Source organism: Kitasatospora sp. NPDC091207 (assembly GCF_044768625.1).
Classification (GTDB): Bacteria; Actinomycetota; Actinomycetes; order Streptomycetales; family Streptomycetaceae; genus Kitasatospora.
This window is the reverse complement of record NZ_JBIVVS010000008.1, coordinates 117,703-137,535: the sequence shown is the minus strand read 5'-3', so window position 1 is coordinate 137,535 and position 19,833 is coordinate 117,703. Positions and strand designations below refer to the sequence as shown.

Annotated in this window: 18 protein-coding genes; 9 read left to right on the top strand and 9 right to left on the bottom strand. The window is 74.0% G+C overall.

Annotated elements, in window-relative coordinates; translation table 11 throughout:
- Window positions 1-218 precede the first annotated feature (218 nt).
- Complete coding sequence (locus tag ACIQTO_RS16400) at window positions 219-2,567, top strand: collagenase (RefSeq protein ID WP_402388269.1); 2,349 nt, start codon at window positions 219-221, stop codon at window positions 2,565-2,567.
- A 76-nt stretch (window positions 2,568-2,643) separates the two neighbouring features.
- On the opposite strand, the gene ACIQTO_RS16395 is transcribed toward ACIQTO_RS16400, so the two are convergent.
- Window positions 2,644-3,048, bottom strand: a complete 405-nt coding sequence (locus tag ACIQTO_RS16395; protein ID WP_402388268.1) for an ArsR/SmtB family transcription factor — start codon at window positions 3,046-3,048, stop codon at window positions 2,644-2,646.
- Between the two features lie 173 nt (window positions 3,049-3,221).
- On the opposite strand from ACIQTO_RS16395, the gene ACIQTO_RS16390 reads away from it, so the two are divergent.
- Window positions 3,222-4,100 carry a nuclease gene (locus ACIQTO_RS16390; protein ID WP_402388267.1) on the top strand — a complete coding sequence of 293 codons (879 nt, stop codon included), beginning with the start codon at window positions 3,222-3,224 and terminating at the stop codon, window positions 4,098-4,100.
- Between the two features lie 57 nt (window positions 4,101-4,157).
- On the opposite strand, the gene paaK is transcribed toward ACIQTO_RS16390, so the two are convergent.
- Window positions 4,158-5,504, bottom strand: a complete 1,347-nt coding sequence (paaK, locus tag ACIQTO_RS16385) for a phenylacetate--CoA ligase PaaK (protein ID WP_402388266.1) — start codon at window positions 5,502-5,504, stop codon at window positions 4,158-4,160.
- A gap of 226 nt (window positions 5,505-5,730) precedes the next feature.
- Window positions 5,731-6,639: a LysR family transcriptional regulator gene (locus ACIQTO_RS16380; RefSeq protein ID WP_402388394.1), complete on the bottom strand. Its 909-nt coding sequence runs from the start codon at window positions 6,637-6,639 to the stop codon at window positions 5,731-5,733.
- Between the two features lie 278 nt (window positions 6,640-6,917).
- Between ACIQTO_RS16380 and ACIQTO_RS16375 the strand changes: the two genes are divergently transcribed.
- Window positions 6,918-7,613, top strand: coding sequence for a type 1 glutamine amidotransferase domain-containing protein (locus tag ACIQTO_RS16375; protein WP_402388265.1), 696 nt, complete (start codon window positions 6,918-6,920; stop codon window positions 7,611-7,613).
- 162 nt (window positions 7,614-7,775) lie between these two features.
- Here the strand turns inward: ACIQTO_RS16375 and ACIQTO_RS16370 are convergent, their stop codons facing one another.
- From ACIQTO_RS16370 to ACIQTO_RS16360, 3 genes are all read right to left on the bottom strand, one after another.
- Entirely contained in the window at window positions 7,776-8,510 is a 735-nt protein-coding gene (locus ACIQTO_RS16370) for a Mut7-C RNAse domain-containing protein (RefSeq protein WP_402388264.1), read from the bottom strand.
- A 262-nt stretch (window positions 8,511-8,772) separates the two neighbouring features.
- Window positions 8,773-11,031 (bottom strand): heavy metal translocating P-type ATPase, encoded by a 2,259-nt coding sequence (locus ACIQTO_RS16365; protein WP_402388263.1) that lies wholly within the window; start codon window positions 11,029-11,031, stop codon window positions 8,773-8,775.
- A gap of 119 nt (window positions 11,032-11,150) precedes the next feature.
- Window positions 11,151-11,423 (bottom strand): heavy-metal-associated domain-containing protein, encoded by a 273-nt coding sequence (locus tag ACIQTO_RS16360; protein WP_402388262.1) that lies wholly within the window; start codon window positions 11,421-11,423, stop codon window positions 11,151-11,153.
- 231 nt (window positions 11,424-11,654) lie between these two features.
- On the opposite strand from ACIQTO_RS16360, the gene ACIQTO_RS16355 reads away from it, so the two are divergent.
- Complete coding sequence (locus ACIQTO_RS16355; RefSeq protein WP_402388261.1) at window positions 11,655-12,581, top strand: hypothetical protein; 927 nt, start codon at window positions 11,655-11,657, stop codon at window positions 12,579-12,581.
- 72 nt (window positions 12,582-12,653) lie between these two features.
- Here ACIQTO_RS16355 and ACIQTO_RS16350 read toward each other — a convergent pair whose 3' ends face one another.
- Complete coding sequence (locus tag ACIQTO_RS16350) at window positions 12,654-13,511, bottom strand: LysR family substrate-binding domain-containing protein (protein ID WP_402388260.1); 858 nt, start codon at window positions 13,509-13,511, stop codon at window positions 12,654-12,656.
- A 57-nt stretch (window positions 13,512-13,568) separates the two neighbouring features.
- Here ACIQTO_RS16350 and ACIQTO_RS16345 point away from each other — a divergent pair, with 57 nt between their 5' ends.
- Window positions 13,569-13,979 carry a DUF5997 family protein gene (locus ACIQTO_RS16345; RefSeq protein ID WP_402388259.1) on the top strand — a complete coding sequence of 137 codons (411 nt, stop codon included), beginning with the start codon at window positions 13,569-13,571 and terminating at the stop codon, window positions 13,977-13,979.
- An 81-nt stretch (window positions 13,980-14,060) separates the two neighbouring features.
- Window positions 14,061-14,690 (top strand): serine/threonine-protein kinase, encoded by a 630-nt coding sequence (locus tag ACIQTO_RS16340; RefSeq protein ID WP_402388393.1) that lies wholly within the window; start codon window positions 14,061-14,063, stop codon window positions 14,688-14,690.
- 91 nt (window positions 14,691-14,781) lie between these two features.
- Here ACIQTO_RS16340 and ACIQTO_RS16335 read toward each other — a convergent pair whose 3' ends face one another.
- Both ACIQTO_RS16335 and ACIQTO_RS16330 read right to left on the bottom strand, forming a co-directional pair.
- The gene (locus tag ACIQTO_RS16335; RefSeq protein ID WP_402388258.1) at window positions 14,782-15,249 is read right to left on the bottom strand and encodes an SsgA family sporulation/cell division regulator; all 468 of its coding nucleotides are present in this window, start codon (window positions 15,247-15,249) and stop codon (window positions 14,782-14,784) included.
- Window positions 15,246-15,449 carry a hypothetical protein gene (locus tag ACIQTO_RS16330; RefSeq protein WP_402388257.1) on the bottom strand — a complete coding sequence of 68 codons (204 nt, stop codon included), beginning with the start codon at window positions 15,447-15,449 and terminating at the stop codon, window positions 15,246-15,248. Before ACIQTO_RS16330 ends, ACIQTO_RS16335 begins: the two co-directional genes overlap by 4 nt.
- A 180-nt stretch (window positions 15,450-15,629) precedes the next feature.
- Here ACIQTO_RS16330 and ACIQTO_RS16325 point away from each other — a divergent pair, with 180 nt between their 5' ends.
- The 3 genes from ACIQTO_RS16325 (at window position 15,630) to ACIQTO_RS16315 (ending at window position 19,814) form a co-directional block, all read left to right on the top strand.
- Window positions 15,630-16,538, top strand: coding sequence for an Lrp/AsnC family transcriptional regulator (locus ACIQTO_RS16325; protein ID WP_402388256.1), 909 nt, complete (start codon window positions 15,630-15,632; stop codon window positions 16,536-16,538).
- Window positions 16,539-16,689: 151 nt separating this feature from the next.
- Window positions 16,690-18,171, top strand: a complete 1,482-nt coding sequence (locus tag ACIQTO_RS16320; RefSeq protein ID WP_402388255.1) for an APC family permease — start codon at window positions 16,690-16,692, stop codon at window positions 18,169-18,171.
- A complete protein-coding gene (locus ACIQTO_RS16315) occupies window positions 18,168-19,814 on the top strand; it encodes an amidohydrolase (protein WP_402388254.1) in 1,647 nt (548 codons plus the stop codon). Before ACIQTO_RS16320 ends, ACIQTO_RS16315 begins: the two co-directional genes overlap by 4 nt.
- Window positions 19,815-19,833: the final 19 nt, after the last annotated feature.

Genomic DNA, 19,833 nt, shown 5'->3' with positions numbered 1-19,833 from the left:
CTCGCGCTCCGGGCGACGTCAAGACCTCGAACAAAGAACACGAATGGATAACGTGGGCGCAATCTCTTGCAAGTGCAATTTCACATTACTATGTTACGTACTGTCATCCCCCTCCCCGCCGTCGCTCGGCGGGCCCCTCCCCACCGCCACCCCCTCGGCGGTCCTCGGGCATGACACCCCCACGCAGGACACCCCCCACGCCCCACCGAGGAGTTCCGGTGCCCACCTCCAGAACCGTGCGCAACACCCTGCTCTCCGCAGCCCTGGCCACGGCCCTCGCCGTGCCGCTGCTGCAGAGCGCCCAGGCCGTCGGCGCCGCTCCGGCCGTCACCGTCCGTGAGCTCACCACCGGCGCCGCCCGGACCCCGGCACAGGCCCCCGGCCAGGCCGCCGACCAGGTCGCCCACCAGGGCGCCCCCGGCGGGGCCACCACGGTCGGCCCGCAGGGCGCGCCCGGCGCCACCGCGCTCCAGCCCACCACCGGCACCCCCGAGAGCGACCCGGCCGAGGCCACCCTCGCCGCCGTCACCGCCCAGGCGACGCCCTGCCCGTCCGAGGTGTTCACCTCCCTCACCCCGGCCCAGCTGGCGGACTTCCTGACCGACCGCAGCCACAGCTACCAGGACTGCCTGCGTCCACTGCTGACCAGTTGGAACGTTCAAACCGCCAAGGTCATGACTCCCGCGCACGTCCAGGCCGTCGCCGCGCGGATCAGCCAGCTCTCCTCGCGCTTCGACAGCGCCAACAACCTCAACCAGCAGGAACTCTGGTACTACCTGCACATAGCCGTCTACTTCGACTTCTCCTACGACGAGATCAACCTGGGTGACGCCGGCACCGTCGCCGCCATCGACCGCGCCATCCGCGACTACACCGCCAACCCGCGGGTGTTCGATCCCACCACCACCAACGGCTCGACGATGGGTGAGCTGCTGCAGACCAGCAGCGCCCCCGGCCTGCGCCTGGCGCGCATCCCGCTGGTCAAGCAGGTCGTCCGGACGTTCGCCCCCGGCAGCACCGTCATCGGTGACGCGGGCTGGAACTGGGCGGTCCAGGGCGCCCTGCAGATCAACTTCCAGGGCATCAGCAACGTCGGCGAGGACCCGCAGGGCCTGTTCCGCGCCGCGGTGGCCGCCGACGCCGACTACCGCGAGGCCTTCCGCGCCTACGCCGGCTACACCCACCTCAAGGGGACCTACAGCGAGTGGGCCGCCTCCGACGCCATGCTGGAGTACGGTCGCTTCGCCCAGATCGACGCCCTGAAGGCCGAGGTGAAGTCCCGGATCGGCGCCCAACTGCAGCTCACCGAGGCGACCTTCGGCCGGATGAGCAAGCCCTGGGCCAACCTGGTCGGCCCGGTCAACGACCTCGGGCTCTGCGCGCAGTACGGCGTGTGCCGCGCCGACATCGAGAAGGCGCTCTTCCCGAACACCTTCAGCTACGACAACGGCGCCCTGGTGGTGCGCACCGCCCTCGACCGGGCCACCGCCGACCAGCTCTACTACGCCACCAAGCAGGTCAAGGCCCAGTTCTTCCGCGTCCTGGGCACCGACCAGCCGATCGCCGGCGACGACCACCCGGTGCTCACCGTCCAGCTGTACGACACCAAGAGCCACTACCAGGCCTTCCAGCCCACGCTGTTCGGCATCGGCGACGTCAACAACGGCGGCATGTTCCTGGAGGAGCGCTCCACCTTCTACACCTACCAGCGGACCACCGAGGAGTCGTACTTCAGCCTGGAGGAGCTCTTCCGGCACGAGTACACCCACTACCTCAACGCCCGCTGGGCCATCCCCGAGAACGGCTACACCAGCCGCTGGCCCAGTGACGCGACCTTCGCCATGAACGAGGGCACCGCCGAGTACTTCGCCGGCTCCACCCGCGACGGCGGCGTGAAGGCCCGCAAGTACATGGTCCGCCAGGTCGGCTGGGACGACGAGGCCGGGACCCCGCGGCTGACCGTCGACCAGGTCCTGCACGCCACCTGGGCCTCCCAGGGCTTCCGCGCCTACCCGTACGCGGCGACCTTCTTCAACCTGCTCGGCGAGAAGCACCCCGACCAGCTGGCCGAGATGTACCGCCTGCTGCGCGCCGACGACAAGGCCGGCTACGACGCCTGGCGCGACCGCCTCGGCCGGGACGCCGCGCTCCAGCGCGAGTACAACGCCTACCTGGACGCCGAGATCCCGCTCGCCGACTCCCTCTACGTCCCGGTCACCAAGTACGCCGCGAACAGCTCGCTGCGGTACGCCTGGGCCTCCGAGGTGCAGTCCGCCTTCGCCGCCGCGACCCAGAACGCCCCGGTCTGCAAGGACAACGGCGACTGGAACAACAAGATGCGCTTCAGCTGCTCGGGCCGCATCACCGCCAACCTCACCAACGCGGCCGACGCCGGCCGGGTCCGGGCCGACATGGCCGCCACCGTCGACACCTACCTGCTCGGCCGGGGCGGCGCCGCCGCCAACAACCTGGCCGACATGAACTGCTGGTTCGGCAAGGTCGACGTCTGGCCCACCGGCCAGGCCGGCACCGCCGACTACAACTGCGAGGGCCCGCTGCGCCGTTGACGGACGGGGCCCGGCCCGGCTCGGCGCCCGCCCGACGGCGGCACCGGGCCGGGCCGGGCCTGTCGCCGGCGCGGGCTCAGTCGTGCGGCGGCAGCCCGCTGAGCTGGTGGTCGGCCACGTTGAGCGCCTCGTCGACCAGCCGGCGCAGATGCCCGTGCCGCAGGGCGTAGACCACCCGCCGGCCGTCCTTGCGGGTGGTGACCAGCCCCGCCAGCCGGAGCTTGCCCAGATGCTGGCTGACCGACGGCCGCGCCGCGCCGCACGCCTCGGTCAGCGTCGTCACATCGGCCTCGCCCTCGCCCAGGCGCCGCATCAACGCGAGCCGGGTGCGGTCGGCGAGCAGCGCGAGGATGGCGGCCGCCGTCTCCAGCCGCTCGTCGTTCCCCGGTTGCCCGTCGCCGGCCGGCTGCCCGTCCCGCCGCTGATCACTGACCGGCTGCTGCGACCGATGTGCACCTGATAGTCGAAGGCTCCCGCTCATGGCCACATCGTAGAGGGCTCGCCCGTTCACGCACGGCGCGGTCGTACGGCCGCGCGCCCCCGCCGCACCCCCGCACCCGCCGCGGCACCCGAATGCGTCGCCGCGAGTCACCGGGCCGGTTCGGCCACGGAGCAACAATGAGTGCCCCCGCCACTCATCCTCCGGAGCAGCCCATGCCCATGCTCGCGATCAAGGGAACGTACCGGCTCATCGACAGTGACCCCGACGGCGACACCGTGCATTTCCTGCCGCAGGATCCGGGCTTCTGGTGCGACGTGCCCGGCAAGCACCGGGTCGGACGGAACAGCCGCGGCGGCGGCAAGATCCGCATGGAGGGCATCGACGCGCTGGAGACCCACTACCCGGGGGTCAGCACCGAGGCCGTCCACCAGCCGATGGACCTGGGAGCGAGCGGCGCCCGCGACGAGCTGATCTCCTGGCTCGGCTTCAGTGACGTCGTCCGGGGCGAGGACGGCAAGGTCACCGCGTCGACCCCGGAGACCGTCCCCGGTTTCGTCCTCGCCGACGGCGCCGACGTCTTCGGCCGCTGCATCGCGCTGGTCGGCCGGGGCACCCTCCCGGCCGGTGTCCCGAACGGCCGGCGGATCGAGGTCACCCCGGACCTGCTGCACCAGACCGCCAACCACCACCTGCTCTCGCGCGGCCTGGTCTACCCGACCTTCTACACCAGCCTCCCCGAGGTCCTGCGCCTCGACATGACCGCCACCTCCCAGCAGGCACGGGCGGCGAAGGCGTCGGGCAGCGTCTGGGCGCACGACGTCACCACCGACGGCGCGGTGATCGAGGACCTGACCTCGATCACCGACCACCAGGTGATCCTGCCGAAGCTCTTCCGCCGCCTCGCGGACTACATCCGCCTCTTCGGGCCCTCGCTCGGCTGCTTCCCCGCCTACCTGGCCGGTGAGGCCGAGGAGTTCTTCCTCCCCGAGCAGACCACCTCCGTCACCGGCCTCCAGAACGTCGTCGAGATCAACGGCGACACGATCCGGATGACCCGGAAGATCGAGGACATCGTCCTCGTGGAGAAGTGACCGCCGGCCGCCGGCGGCACCCTCCCCCGCAGGGCGACCCGGCGGCCGCGGCCCCGCTCACCGCTCCCGCAGGTCCACCACCCGGCGGATCTTGCCCACCGAGCGTTCCAGCGTGTACGGCTCCACCACCTCGACCTCCACGGTGACGCCGACCCCGTCCTTCACGCCCCGGGCGATCGCCGACGCGGCGGCCGCCCGCTGCTCGGGGGCGGCGTCCGGGCGGGCCTCGACCCGGACCGCCATGTGGTCCAGCCGGCCCCGGCGGGTGAGGTGGAGCTGGAAGTGCGGTGCCACCGCGGGGGTGCGGAGCAGGATCTCCTCGATCTGGGTCGGGAAGACGTTCACCCCGCGCAGGATGATCATGTCGTCACAACGGCCGGTGACCTTGGCCATCCGCCGGAAGGCGGGCCGGGCCGTCCCGGGCAGCAGCCGGGTGAGGTCGCCGGTGCGGTAGCGGACGACCGGCAGCGCCTCCTTGGTGAGGGAGGTGAACACGATCTCGCCGCTCTCGCCGTCGGGCAGTACCCGGTCGGTGAGCGGGTCCACCACCTCCGGGTAGAAGTGGTCCTCCCAGATGTGCAGCCCGTCCTTGGTCTCCACGCACTCCTGGGCCACGCCCGGGCCCATCACCTCGGAGAGGCCGTAGATGTCGACGGCGTGGATGTCCATCCGCTCCTCGATCTCGCGGCGCATCGCCTCCGTCCACGGCTCGGCGCCGAAGATCCCGACCTTCAGCGAGGTACCGCGCGGATCGACCCCCTGCTTCTCGAACTCGTCGAGCAGGGTGAGCAGATAGGAGGGGGTGACCATGATGATCTCGGGCCGGAAGTCCCGGATGATCTGCACCTGCCGGGCCGTCATACCGCCCGAGGCGGGGATCACCGTGCAGCCCGCCCGCTCGGCACCGTAGTGCGCGCCCAGGCCACCGGTGAACAGCCCGTACCCGTAGGCGACATGCACCTTGTGGCCGCGCCGGCCGCCGGCCGCCCGGATGGAGCGGGCCACGACATCGGCCCAGACCGAGAGGTCGTGCTCGGTGTACCCGACGACGGTGGGCCGGCCGGTGGTGCCACTGGACGCGTGGAGCCGCCGGACCTCCTCCATCGGGACGGCGAACATCCCGAAGGGGTAGCTCTCCCGCAGGTCGGCCTTGGTGGTGAAGGGGAACCGGGCCAGGTCGGCGAGGGTCCGGCAGTCCTCGGGGGCCACCCCGGCCGCGTCGAACTTCCGCCGGTAGAGCTCGACGTGGTCGTACGCGTGGCGCAGGGTGGCCCGGAGGTGGGTCAGCTGGTGCTCCGCCAGCTCCTCGGCGGTGAGCCGCTCCCCGGCGTCGAGCAGCCCGGCCGGGAGCGGCTCACCGCGGCGCGCACCCGAGGGGGCCGGTTGGGTCGCTCCAGCGCTCATCGTGTCTCCGTTCGCCGTCCCCGCCCGCCCAGGTACCGACCGATCATTCGGTCAGTGTTCGACAGGCCAAGTAATCCAGCACCCGAACCACCTGTCAAGGGACGCGGCCCTGGTCGGGGGCCGGTCCGGGGGGCCTCGTCCCGGGTCCGGGGCCGGGACCCGGGGTTCTCCTGGCGGCTCCCCCGGGAGCTCGACGGCGGGCCTGCCGGGCGACAGGTCCGGGCCGTCACCACGTCCGGGCGGCCACCAGCAGCCGGTCCCGGACCCGGGCCGACTGCCCGCTCAGGTCCGCACCGGGGCGTTGGACGAGATAGCCGGTGTTGATCGGCGGGTCCTCGGGATCGTGCAGCAGGACGAGGCCGCCGTCGGCCAGCCGGTCCGCGCACAGGTAGCGCGGCACCACCGCGAAGCCCGCCCCGGCGGCCACCGCGGCGACGACCCCGCGCAGATCGGGCACGGTGAGGGCGGCCCGGCAGGAGAGACGGCGGCCGAACACATGGCGCCAGTAGCGGCGGACGATCGGCAGGTCCTCGGCATACGCGACCAGCGGCACCTCGTGCAGGGCGGCCGGGCCCTCGGCCGCGAGCCGCCCGCGCACGCGCTCGGCCCAGACCGGCGCGGCGACCAGCACGAACTCCTCGTCGCCCAGCGGCACGGCCGACAAGGTCCGCCCGCGCGGCCTGGTCGTCGCGATGACCAGGTCGTGGCGGCCCGCGCGCAGTTCCCCCAGCAGGTGGTCGGTCAGGCCCGCGGTCACCCGGAGCCGCACGCCGTCGGCGACCAGCGGGGCGAGCGCGGGCAGCACCAGCGTGCTGAGCAGTTCGGCCGGACCGGCCAGGTGGACCGGTTCCGCCCCGGCCTCGGGGCGGGTGCCCGCACCGGTGGCGGCGGTGAGCGCGTCGAGCGGCCCGGCGATCCGGGCGGCCAGTTCCTCCGCGACCGGCGTCGGGGCCACCCCGCGCGGCAACCGTTCGAACAGCTCGCGCCCGGCCTGGCGCTCCAGCGCGCGGATCTGGGTGGTCACCGTGGGCTGGGAGAGGCCCAGCACCTGGGCGGCGGCCGTGAACGACCCGGCCCGGTGGACGGCCAGGAAGGTCCGCAGCAGGTTGAAATCGGCGGGCACGGCCGGCGGCAGCCCGGCCGACGGCGGACCGGAAGGCTGCGGCCGCGGTGCGGCCGGAGGCACGGCCGGCCGCTCGGCGTCGGGGCGGTTCACCCGGCAAGCCTAATCCCCAGCACCCATACGCATTCCTATGGCATCCATCGGATCTGCCATTGGTGGCCGCCGGGACACCGGGCCTATCGTCGGACCCATCGCCGAACTGACGGTCCGGACCGGGAACGTCAGTGCTCCCAGGGCGTCAGACCGTACCTCCGGGCCCGTCCGGCCCGCCCGCAGAGAAGAGCCCCCGCATGTCGAAGATCCTCTTCGTCGTCACCGGCGCCACCTACTGGACGCTCGCCGACGGCACCCAGCACCCCACCGGCTACTGGGCCGAGGAGGCCGTCGCCCCGTACCAGGCGTTCAGGGCCGCCGGCCACACCGTCACCGTCGCCACCCCGGGCGGGGTCGTCCCGACCGTCGACAAGGGCAGCCTGGCCCCCGAGGTCAACGGCGGCGAGGAGGGCGCCGCGAAGATCGCGGCCGGCCTGGAGGCCTTCACCGAACTCCGCCGGCCGGTGCGGCTGGAGGACGTGGACCTCGCCGACCACGACGCCGTCTTCTACCCGGGCGGCCACGGCCCGATGGAGGACCTCGCCGTCGACCCCGTCTCCGGCCGGCTGCTGGTCGACACCCTGGCCTCCGGAAAGCCGCTCGGCGTGGTCTGCCACGCACCCGCCGCGCTGCTGGCCGCCACCCTGCCGGACGGCACCAACGCCTTCGCCGGCTACCGGCTGACCGGCTTCACCAACGCCGAGGAGACCCAGGCCGGCCTCGCCGACAAGGCCAAGTGGCTGCTCCAGGACCGCCTGGTCGCGGCCGGCGCGGACTTCCAGGAGGGCGAGCCGTGGGCCCCGAAGGTGGTCGTCGACCGCAACCTGGTCACCGGCCAGAACCCGGCCTCCGCCGCCCCGCTCGCCGCCGAGCTGGTCAAGAAGCTGTCCTGACCGTCGCGGCCGCCGACCGGCCCGACGAACCCCTCCGCCACGTCGGTGCCAGGGGCGTGTCCCGATCGGCGGTCCACCGGTACGCCCGGGGCGAGGACGACGCCCTCCGCCGGGCCCGCGCGAGCACCCGCACCGGCAGGCGCTCGCGCGGGCCGGCGCCGATCAGGTGACCGCCGGGGGGCCGAACTCGCGGACGGCCTCGGCCACGATCGCGTCCAGGCTGGCGTGGTGGGCGCCCCGCCAGTAGGCCTGCCCGCAGTCGGCGCACTGCGCGAACGCGTCGTACGACCGCTCGGTGCCGTCCCGGAGCTGGTCCCGCACCGAGGTCTTGGTGACGGCGCGCAGCGTCCCGTTGCAGGTGGTGCAGCGGCTCCAGGGGGCGAGCGGGGGCGCGAAGCGCGACAGGACGTCCCGCAGTTGCTCGGCGGGCCGGTGGCTGTACACGTAGGCGCCCGCCCAGAGTTCGCGGCGCCGCAGCAGGCCGCGGTCGCGCGAGAGCAGCACCCGCTGCTCGGCGGCCGAGCGCGCGGCGAGCGCGGCGTCGCCGATGTCCGGGTTCTCGTAGGCGGCGTCGACGCCCAGCAGCCGCAGCCGGCGCGCGAGCGTCCCGAGGTGGACGTCGAGCAGGAACCGCGGCGGCCCGGCGGACGGTTGCGGTCTGCGGACGGCCCGCACCGAGATCAGCTCCCCGGCCGCGGGGACGTGGGACCCGCCCACCTGCCGCCCGTCCACGAGCAGGGTGCCGACCTCGGTCAGCGGAACGCCGAGCGACTCCACCACGTGTCCGAGCGTCGCGGCCCCGTCGGTCCGCAGGGCGATCCGTTCCGACCGCCGGCCGGCGGCGAGGAAGACGTGCAGGTCGGGGGCGAAGCTCAGCCAGATCTCCGGTCTCTCCACCCGGCCAGCATGCCAGCGGCCGGGCGGCCGCGGCCAGCACTTTTCCGTGCCCCCGAGGTCTCGCCGACCCGCACGGCGGGGCCGGCCGGGCGTGCGGCGCCCAGCAGTCGACGCGCCGTCCGACACCGGGCTCGACGCTCCTCCAGGAGCCGGTGACGGTCAGCACGGCGATGGCGGCGGTGCGGAGGCCGGGGCGGCGAATCGCCGCGGCCGCTCCCCACCCGGTCGGGTGCGGAGCGGCCGCGGCGATTCGGGCGCCAGGTCAGCGGAAGGTCCGCAGCCGCAGGCTGTTGCCCACCACGAAGACGGAGGAGAAGGCCATCGCGGCCCCCGCGATCATGGGGTTGAGGAGTCCGGCGGCGGCCAGTGGCAGGGCGGCGATGTTGTAGCCGAAGGCCCAGAAGAGGTTGCCCTTGATGGTGGCCAGGGTGCGGCGGGAGAGCCGGACGGCGTCGGCGGCGGCGAGCAGGTCGCCGCGGACGAGGGTGAGGTCGCTTGCCTCGATGGCGGCGTCGGTGCCGGTGCCCATGGCGAGTCCGAGGTCGGCCTGGGCGAGGGCGGCGGCGTCGTTGACCCCGTCGCCGACCATGGCCACGACCCGGCCCTCGGCCTGGAGCCGCCGCACGGTGGCGACCTTGTCCTGCGGCAGCACCTCGGCGATCACGTCCTGCGGCCTGATACCGACCTCGGCGGCCACGGTCGCGGCCACGGCGGCGTTGTCGCCGGTGAGCAGCATCGGGGTGAGCCCGAGGGAGCGCAGCCGGGCGATGGCCTCGGCGCTGGTCGGCTTGACGGCGTCGGCGACCTCCAGCACGGCGCGCGCCTCGCCGTCCCAGCCGACCGCGACGGCGGTCCGCCCGGCGGCCTCGGCCGCGCGCTTGGCCTCGGCGAGCCGGTCCGGCAGGTACTGCGACCAGTCGGCGAGCAGCTGCTCGCGGCCGACCAGGACGGCGTGCCCGTCCACCACGCCCTGGACGCCGAGGCCCGGGACGTTCTCGAAGCCCTCCACGGCGGGCAGTTCGCCCGCCTTCTGGGCCGCGGCGGTGGCGATGGCGCGGGCGATCGGGTGCTCGGAGGCGTGTTCCAGGGCGCCGGCCAGGCGCAGCGCCTCGGTCTCGGTGACGCCGTCGGCGGTGTGGACGGCGAGCAGGGTCATCCGGCCGGTGGTGACGGTGCCGGTCTTGTCCAGGACGACGGTGTCCACCCGGCGGGTCGACTCCAGCACCTCCGGGCCCTTGATCAGGATGCCGAGCTGCGCGCCCCGTCCGGTGCCGACCATCAACGCGGTCGGGGTGGCCAGGCCCAGGGCGCACGGGCAGGCGATGATCAGCACCGCGACCGCGGCCGTGAACGCGGCGGTCCAGCCCTCGCCGGTGCCGATCCAGTAGCCGAGGGTGGCGACCGCCAGGGTGATCACGACGGGGACGAAGACGGCGGAGATCCGGTCGGCCAGCCGCTGGGCGGCGGCCTTGCCGTTCTGGGCGTCCTCGACCAGCTTGGCCATCCGGGCGAGCTGGGTGTCGGCGCCGACCCGGGTGGCACGGACCACCAGCCGGCCGCCGGCGTTGACGGTGGCCCCGGTGACGGTGTCGCCGACCGCGACCTCGACCGGGACGGACTCGCCGGTCAGCATCGAGGCGTCCACCGCGGAGGCGCCCTGCTCGACCACCCCGTCGGTGGCGATCTTCTCGCCCGGACGGACCACGAAGAGGTCGCCCACCGCCAGTTCGGCGGTCGGGACGCGGACCTCGACGCCGCCCCGCAGCACGGTGACGTCCTTGGCCCCGAGCTCCAGCAGCGCCTTCAGCGCGGCGCCGGCGGTGCGCTTGGAGCGCGCCTCGAAGTAGCGGCCGGCCAGGATGAACGCGGTGACGCCGGCCGCGGCCTCCAGGTAGATGTTGGCGGAGCCGTCACCGCGCGCGATGGTGAACTCGAAGCCGTGCCGCATGCCCGGCATACCGGCGTGGCCGAAGAAGAGGGCCCAGAGCGACCAGAGGAACGCGGCGCCGGTGCCGACCGAGACCAGGGTGTCCATGGTCGCGGCGCCGTGCTTCAGATTGGTCCAGGCGGCCCGGTGGAACGGCCAGGCCGCGTAGGTGACGACGGGCGCCGCCAGGGTGAGCGAGAGCCACTGCCAGTTGTCGAACTGCAGCGCCGGCACCATCGCCATCGCGATCACCGGCACGGCCAGGGCGAGCGCGGTGAACAGGCGCTGCCGCAGCGGGGCGAGGTCGTCCGCCTCGGGGGCGCCGTCGGAGCCGTCCGCACCGTCGGCCGACGCGGTGGCGACGGGCCGGGGCAGGGCGGCGGTGTAGCCGGTGGCCTCGACGGTGGCGATCAGATCGGCGACCTCGACACCGTCCGCGACGACGAGCCTGGCCTTCTCGGTGGCGTAGTTGACGGTGGCCTCGACACCGTCCATGCGGTTGAGCTTCTTCTCGATCCGGGCGGCGCACGAGGCGCAGGTCATGCCGCCGATCTGGAGTTCCACCTCGGTGGAGGCGGGTGCCTGGGTGGTCATCTGGGCTCCTCGTGAGTCGTGGGTCGGGGTGGGGCGGGTCCGGGGTCCGGATACCCCCGGGGGGGGTTGTGCGGGGGTGGTGCGGGCCCCGGACTCCGGGGCGGATCGGGCGGCGCCCGTCAGACGCGACCGGTCAGCTGGTAGCCCGCCGCTTCGATCGCGGTGCGCAGGGCCGCCTCGTCCGGCTCGGCCTCGGCCGCGACGGTGACCAGGCCGGCTTCGACGTCCACCCGGACGGCGGTGACGCCGGCCAGGGTCGAGACCGCCGTCGCGACGGACCGCTCGCAGTGGCCGCAGGTCATCCCGGCGACGGCGTAGACCGCGGTCACCGCGGCGGTCGGCTCGGCGACGGCGGTGGTGGAGCAGGTGCCGGTGGTGGAGCAGCAGGACATGGTTTCCTCCGATGGTGTCCGACGATCTCGCCAACATACCCATGGGGGGTATCCGTTCGGCGTGATCCCATTAATACCCATGGGGGGTATCCGACGCAACCCTTGGATGCCTTGACTTCATACCCTAGGGGGGTATTCACTCGGGACGCGGCTCCCGCCTCCGGGACGCCGGCCGGCGGGTGCCCGACGATCCGGCGCACCCCCGCCCCACGGGCCCGAAGGAGTTCCGCCATGAACACCGCACTGAAGATCGCCGCCTTCACCGCCGGCCTCACCACCGTGTTCGGTGCCGCCTACGGCGTCGGCCAGGCCTCCGGAGACGTCCCGGCCCCCCGGCCCGGCACCGCCGCGCACGGCGCCCCCGCCCCGCGGGACACCGCCGGGGTCGCGCCCGCCCCGGACGCCCACCGGCTGCCCGGCGGCCTCCAGATCTCCGAACGCGGCTACACCCTCAGCCTGGACACCCCGTTCGTCACCGCCGGCGCCCCGGTGGACCTGCGGCTGCGCGTCCTCGGCGCGGACGGCCGACCGGTCACCGCCTACCTCCCCGCGCACGAGCGGGAGCTGCACCTGATGGTCGCCCCGCGCGACCTCTCGACCTTCCAGCACCTGCACCCCACCCGGGCCGCCGACGGCACCTGGAGCACTCCGGCCGCGCTACCGGCCGCGGGCGAGTACCGGGTCCTCGCCGAGTTCACCCCGGCCGGCTCCACCGAGGGCCTCACCCTCGGCGCCGACCTGCACGCCGCCGGCGACCTGCGCCCCGCGCCCCTGCCGGAGACCGGGCGCACCGTCACCGTGGACGGCTACACCGTCACCCTGGGCGGGGAGCTCACCCCCGGCCGCCCGGGTCGGCTCACCCTCACCGTGGCCAAGGACGGCCGGCCCGTCACCGACCTCCAGCCCTACCTCGGCGCCTACGGCCACCTGGTCGCCCTGCGGGCCGGCGACCTCGCCCAGCTCCACATCCACCCGGACAGCACCGCCCCCGGCCCGGACGTCACCTTCACCGGCACCGCACCCAGCGCGGGCGACTACCGGCTCTTCCTGGACTTCCGCCACCGGGACACCGTGCACACCGCGGCCTTCACCCTCCCCGCCGGCACCACCACCGCCACCGCCGTCCCCGTGCCGGCGCCGGACGGCCACCGGCACTGACCGGCCGCCCCGGGCGAACGGCCACGACCCCGCCCCCGGCTCAGGCGCGGGCGGGACCGTGGCCGGGACGGCTCAGGACGAGCGACGGGGGCGGCCCTTGCGGGCGGCACCGGCCTTGCCCGCACCCGCCCGACCCGCACCCGGCTTGCCACCGCCGGACTTTCCGCCCCCCGACCGGCCGCCGGCACCAGCCTTGCCCGCGCCCGCCTTGCCCGCACCAGCCTTGCCCCCGGCCGCCGCCTTGCCGGAGCCGGCCCGCGGCCGGCCGGCGGCCGCGCCGGGCTTCTGCTTCGGCTGGTCGGCCGCGGGAGCCGTCTGGCCCCGGCCGCGCGAGCTGTTGACCGTCCGCCCACGGACGATCCCGATGAACTCCTCGATCAGGTCGGTCGTCCGGTCCAGCTGCCAGGCCAGGGCGACCTGCGACTGCGGCGCGTCCGGCACCGCCCGGAAGATGAGGTCCCGGCGGTGGTGCAGCCGGGCGAGCGACTGCGGGACGAGGAGGACACCGACTCCCGCGGCCACCAGTTCGATCGCGTCGGCCGTGGTGGCCGGGCGCTCGATCGCGGGGCGGCCGGGCAGGTTCTCCCAGCCCAGGGTGTCGTCCAGCGGATGGAAGACGACCTCGTCGGCGAGGTCCGCGACGGGTACCTCCTCGGCCGCCGCCAGCCAGTGGTCCTTCGGGAAGACCACCACCGTGCTCTCGGTGTAGAGCGGGATCGCGCTGAGGCTGTCCCGGTCGACCGGGAGCCGGACCAGCCCGGCGTCGGCCTCGTCGGCCACCAGCGTCCGCGCGCCCTCCTCCACCGCCACCGCGACCAGGGTGAGCGGCACATCGGGCAGCCGCTCCTGCCACACGCGCACCCACTTACCGGGTGTCACGCCCGGAACGTATACCAGCCGGAACGAGGGGTTCGCCTGCATCTCTGTCACGCTGCAAGGCTACCGACCGTGATCGGGGCCGCCACTCACTCGCTTACCCTAGTCACCATGACATCGCTCAAGTCGAAGACGACCCAGACCATGAAGCCGGCCACCGCCGCGAAGAAGCTGGGCATCTACCTCAACGCCGCCCCCGCCGAGTTCCAGGAGGGCGTGATCTCCCGCGAGGAGTTCAACACGCTGCAGTCCGACCCGCCCGGGTGGCTCCAGGACCTGCGGCGCAACGGCCCGCACCCCCGCCCGGTCGTGGCGGCCAAGCTCGGCGTCTCCGTTTCGGGCCTGGCCCGCGGCGGGGTCACCGAGGCGCTCACCACCGAGCAGATCGAGGCCCTGAAGACGGAGAACCCCACCTGGCTGGAGCGCGAGCGCACCGTCCAGGCCGAGGTCCGCAAGGAGGCCGTGCGGATCAAGGAGAAGAACGCGCAGCAGGCCGCGACCCCGCCCGCCAAGACCGGCTGACCGGAGGACCGCGCTCCCCGCTCGACGCGGAAATCCGACCCCCGGCGCCGTGGGGCGGGGCACCCCCGCAGGGTGACCGGCATGACGGGCGCGGCCGGGGAGCTGGTGGGTGGGCGCTATCGACTGGTCGACCCGGTCGGGCGCGGGGGAATGGGTCGTGTGTGGCGTGGCCACGACGAGCTGCTCGATCGTGAGGTGGCGGTCAAGGAGGTGCTGCTGCCGCCCGACGCGGCGGCGGACCTGCGCTCCGAGCCGATCGCGCGCACGGAGCGCGAGGCGCGCGCCGCGGCGCGGCTGCGGCACCCTGGCATCGTGACGGTGCACGACGTCGTGCACCATCAGGGCGTTCCGTGGATCGTCATGGAGTTCATCGCCGGCCCCTCGCTCGCGGGTCTGATCCATGCCGAAGGGCGCCTCGACCGGGAGCGGGTCGCGGACCTCGGTGCCGAACTCGCGGACGCCCTCGCCCATGCGCACGCCGCCGGAGTGGTGCACCGCGATCTGAAGCCGGACAACGTGCTGGTGAGCGGGGACCGCCTGGTCATCACGGACTTCGGCATCGCCCGACTCCTCGACGCCACCGAGCCCTTGACCGGGACGAACACCGTCATCGGCACCCCGCAGTTCATGCCTCCGGAGCAGTTGGAGGGCCGGCGGGTCGACGCTCCGGCAGACCTGTGGGCGCTCCCCGCCCCGACCGCCCACGCGTAGGACGGCCCGCCCACGCCTACGACGGCCCCTCGGCCAGGTCGGCCGGCCCCCACCCCCGGTGTCGGCCGCCCCGGCCCTGCCACCGTCACCGTCACGACCAGGGCCGCCCGTGGTCGAGCAGGCGGCGCACCAGCCCGTCCAGGTCGACGTACTCGTGCTCGCGGCCCGGCGGGACCAGGCGGTCCGCGCGTGCGAGGAAGGACGTGACCTCGGCGGTCCGGGCCCGGAGCACGACGCTTCCCTCGTCCCCGCCGAGCAGGACCAGCACGCTGCCGGCGTCCTCCCCGGTGCCCGGCCGGATCGACACGTCGCCGATGCCCACCGCCCGCGTCACACCCGCAGCCAGCAGCTCCCGCGCGAACATCCAGGTGATCGGGTCGGCCCGGTCGACATGGCTGTCCAGGTAGACCGCGTAGGGCTCGGCCACGTCGTAGCGCAGGCGCGCCTTCACGCAGACGCTGAGACCGGGGCAGACGAGCGCCCGCAGGTCGAGGTCCAGGGCCGCCACCGGAGCACCGGAGCGCTGCGGGGGGACCTGCGGCGTCTCCCGGCCGGTCATTCCGGCTGCCCCGTGGCGCCGAGGACGGTCGGGAGGAACCGGGGTGGTTGCACCAGCCGGTGCCACTCGTGGTCGACCTGGCCGGGCACGGTGCGCCCGTAGCCGGTCCAGAGCGCGACGAGGTGCGTGAAGATCGGGGCCTGCTCATGAGGAATCGTTTCTTCGCCTGCGAAGGCGAAGGCCTGGAGGTCGTTTCTCATGCCTGGACAACGACGCGCCCCACCTGCGGTAACCCTCCACCGACGGCGGACTCGCGCCCGCCACCGGCGCGGGGCGCCGTGCGCCCGCCCACCCGGCCCCGGCCGACCCGCGCGCACTCGGCCCGGCGGGGGCCGGATAGATTGCCGGGACCAGCCACCCCGCCGCCCCGGGAGCCCCTCGTGCTCGACACCACGGACGCCGCCCTCGTACGCGAACTCCAGCGCGACGGCCGCGTCAGCTACCAGCGGCTCGCCGAGCTGCTGGAGATCTCCCGGGAGGCCGCGCGGGCCCGGGTGCAGCGGCTGCTGACCCGGGGCGAGGTGCGGATCGTCGGCATCGTGCCCCCCGCCGTGGCCGGGATCACCACCGTCGCCCACGTCTCCCTGGACGTCGCCGGCCCCGCCCGGCCGGTGGCGGCGGCGGCCGCCGGACGGCGGGCGGCCAGCTTCGTCTCCTGCACCGCCGGTCCGCGGAGCGTGCTGGCCGAGCTCAGGGTGGCCGACGACGCCGCGCTGGAGCGCGAGTTCGCCGCGCTGCGGGCGGTGCCCGGGGTGCGCGGCGTCGAGGTGTTCCGCTGCACCGAGCTGGTCCGGGACGCCTACGCGCAGGCCGCCCCGGACGTCCGGCCGGGCGGGCCGCCCGCGCTGGACGCGACCGACCGGCGGCTGCTCGGGCTGCTCCAGGCCGACGGGCGGGCCAGCTTCGCGGCACTGGCGGATCGGATCGGCCTCTCCCAACCCGCCACCCGGGCACGGGTGTTGCGCCTGCTGGAGGTCGGTGCGGTGCATGTCACCGGCCTGGTGGAGTCCCGTGCGCTCGGCGTCCGGGAGGCCGCCGGGGTGGGGCTCGGGGTACACGGACCGGTGCGGGAGGTCGCGGAGGCGGCCGCCGCGCTGCCGGGCGTCAACTACGTGGCCGCCGGCTACGGCCGCTTCGACCTCGTCTGCGGACTGGACGCCCCGGACCGCCCGGCGCTGCTGCACGGCCTGGAGGCGGTGCGCGCGCTGCCCGGCGTGACCCGCTCGGAGTCCTGGGTGCACCTCGACATCGTCAAGGAGTCCTACACCTACGATCTGCCCATCGAATAGGCATTCAGTAGGCCTAGTTAACGACGGGCGGATGATTCGCAGGCTGATGGCAAATCTCTGAGCGAAATGACACCCGAAAGCCCTTGACGCTTTCTTTTCACCCACCTTTCAATGGTCGGACACCTTCCCCGTGAGAGAGTCCGGTCCCCCGATGGTCTCTTCCCCTCCCCCACAGACCGCCGGCTCCCCCCAGCCCGCGGTCGAGGCGCTCCCCCGTTCACTGGGCGTCTTCGGCGGGGTCCTGCTCACCCTGTCCTGTGTCACGCCGGCCTCGTCGCTGTTCATCGTGGTCCCCCCGCTGCTGATGTCGCAGGGCAGCGGCGCCGTGATCAGCCTGCTGCTCGCCGCCGTGCTCTCGCTGGGCGTCGGCCTCTGCTACGCCGAACTCGGCACCCTGGTGCCCAGCGCCGGCGGCGAGTACTCGATCGTCGGCCAGGTGCTCGGCCGGCTGGCCGGCTGGCTGGTCTTCATGATCTCGATCGTCTCGCTGCTGGTCATCCCGCCGATCATCGCGCTCGGCACCGCCGGTTACCTCGGCTCGGTGCTCTCGCTGGACCCGGCGGTCGCCGGCGCCGCCGTGATGGCGCTGGCCGTCGCGGTCGGCGTCCTGGACATCAAGTCCAACGCGCTGATCACCGGGGTCTTCCTCGGGCTCGAAGTGCTCGCCGCCGGGATCGTCGCGGTGCTCGGCTTCACCCACGTCCACCAGCCGGTGTCCTCGCTGGTGCACGCCGTCGTCCCGGACGGGCAGGGCGGTACCGGACCGTTCACCCTCGGACTGCTGGTCTCCGGGCTCGCCGTGGCGATGTTCACCTACAACGGCTTCGGCACCGCCGTCTACCTCTCCGAGGACCTGCGCGACCCGCGCCGCTCGGTCGCCCGTACGGTGCTCTGGTCGCTACTGGCCGGGGTCGTGGTGATCACCGTCCCGGTCGTGGCGATCTGCCTCGGGGTCGACTCGCCCGACCGGCTGGCCGCCGGCGACCTGGTCGCCATCGTCGACTCCTGGGCCGGCAGCACGGTGGGCACCTTCGTCAGCCTCTGCATCGCCGCCGCCATCCTCAACGCCGTCATCGTCATGGTGATCCAGAACGGCCGGGTGCTGTACGCCTCCGCCCGCGACCGCACCTGGCCCGACCCGGTCAACCGGGCGCTCGGCACATTGCACCCGCGCTGGGGCTCGCCGTGGGTCGCCACGCTCGCGATCGGCGCGCCCGGCGCCGTCCTGGCCCTGACCGTGCCGATCGACGCGCTGCTCGGCTTCACCGGTGTCGTCGTCGCCGTGATCTACCTGCTGCTCGGGGTCGCCGCGCTGCTCGCCCGACGCGGCCGCCACCGGGACACGGCCGCCTGGCGGATGCCGCTCTGGCCCGTCGCCCCCGTGCTCACCACCGTCGTGCTCGGCTACGCGCTCACCCAGCAGGCCGGGCGGGACCTGCTGATCACCCTCGCGGTGCTGCTCGTCGGCGTCCTGTACTGGTTCCTCTACCTGCGCCCGCGCAGCGCGACCCACTGGGTGCTCAGCCTCCCGGCCGACCAGGCCGACGCCCCGCGCACCGCCGCCGACGGACCCGCCACCGCCGCCGACCGCACCCCCGCTGCCGTCACCGCCACCGCCTCGGAGAACTCGTGAACCGCCCCGCCGACCTGATCGTCCACAACGCCCACGTCCACACCGTGGACGACCGGCGCCCGCGCGCCGAGGCGGTCGCCGTCCGCGACGGCCGGATCGTCCATGTCGGCGACGGCGCCGACTGGCGCGCCCTGGCCGGCCCCGCCACCGAGGTCGTCGACGGCCGCGGGCGCCTGCTGGTGCCGGGCTTCGTCGACAGCCACAACCACGTCCGGCTCGGCTCCGACGCCGCCTGCGTCCAACTCGCCGGCGCCGCCGACCTGCCCGAGATCGGCCGCCGGATCACCGAGTGGCTGGACCGCAACCCCGACGCCGACTGGATCGAGGCCGAGGCGTTCGACTACTCCGCCGTCCCGGGCGGCCGGATGCCCACCGCCGCCGACCTCGACCCGTACACCGGCGACCGCCCCGCCCTCGTGCTCAGCTACGACGTGCACACCGCCTGGCTCAACACCGCCGCGCTGCGCCGCCTGGGCATCACCGCCGACACCCGCGAACTCGCCTTCGGCACCGTCCGCAAGGACCCGGCCACCGGCGAACCCACCGGCTTCCTCACCGACTTCGCGGTGCGCGGCCTCTCCCGCGACGGGCACCGCGCGCTGCGCGCCGCCGGCGTGCCGTGGGCCGACCCCGACCGGCAGTACGGACGTCTCGCCGCCAGCCTCGACCTGGCCGCCCGCTACGGCATCACCACCGTCGTCGAACCGCAGAACTCCCTGGACGACCTCGCCCTGTTCGAGCGGGCCATCGCCGAGGGCCGGCTGCGCTCCCGGCTGGTCGCCGCGCTGTTCCACCCGCGCGGCACCACCGCGGCGGACCTCGCCGAGTTCGCGGCGGCCGCCCGCCGTCACACCGGCGACCGGTTCCGGGTCGGCCCGCTGAAGCTGTACATCGACGACGTGGTGGAACCGCACACCGCCGCGCTGCTGGAGCCCTACGCGGGCCACCACAGCCACCGCGGCGAGACCTTCTACCCCGCCGAGGAGTTCGCCGAGCTGCTGACGGCGCTCGACGCGGCCGGCTTCCAGGCCTTCGTGCACGCGACCGGGGACCGCGGCATCCGCACCGTGCTGGACGCCGTCGAGCACGCCCGCCGGGTCAACGGCCCGCGCGACGCCCGGCACCAGGTCGTCCACGTCGAGTGCCTCGACCCGGCCGACGTGCCGCGCTTCGCCGAACTCGGCGTCGTCGCCTGCATGCAGCCCCGGCACTGCTCCCCCGACATCGCCGGCCCCGGCAAGGACTGGGCCGAGGCGGTCGGCGAGGGGCGCTGGTCCAAGGCCTGGCCGATGCGCAGCCTCCAGGAGGCCGGGGCGACACTGGCCTTCTCCAGCGACTGGAACGTCGCCGAGATGGACCCGCTGGTCGGCCTCTACACCGCCGTCACCCGCCGGGGACTGGCCGGCGGCGACCCGTGGATGGCCGAGGAGACCGTGTCGCTGGCCACCGCCCTGCGCGGGTACACGCTCGGCAGTGCCCACGCCAATTTCCTGGACGACCGGCTCGGGTCGCTCACGCCCGGCAAGCTCGCCGACCTCGTGCTGCTCTCCGACGACCTGTTCGCCCTCGACCCGAAGGCGATCCTGGAGGCCCGCGTCGAGCTGAGCGTCGTCGACGGGGAGGTCGTGCACCGGGCCTCGTGACCGCCCGCCACACCCCGGA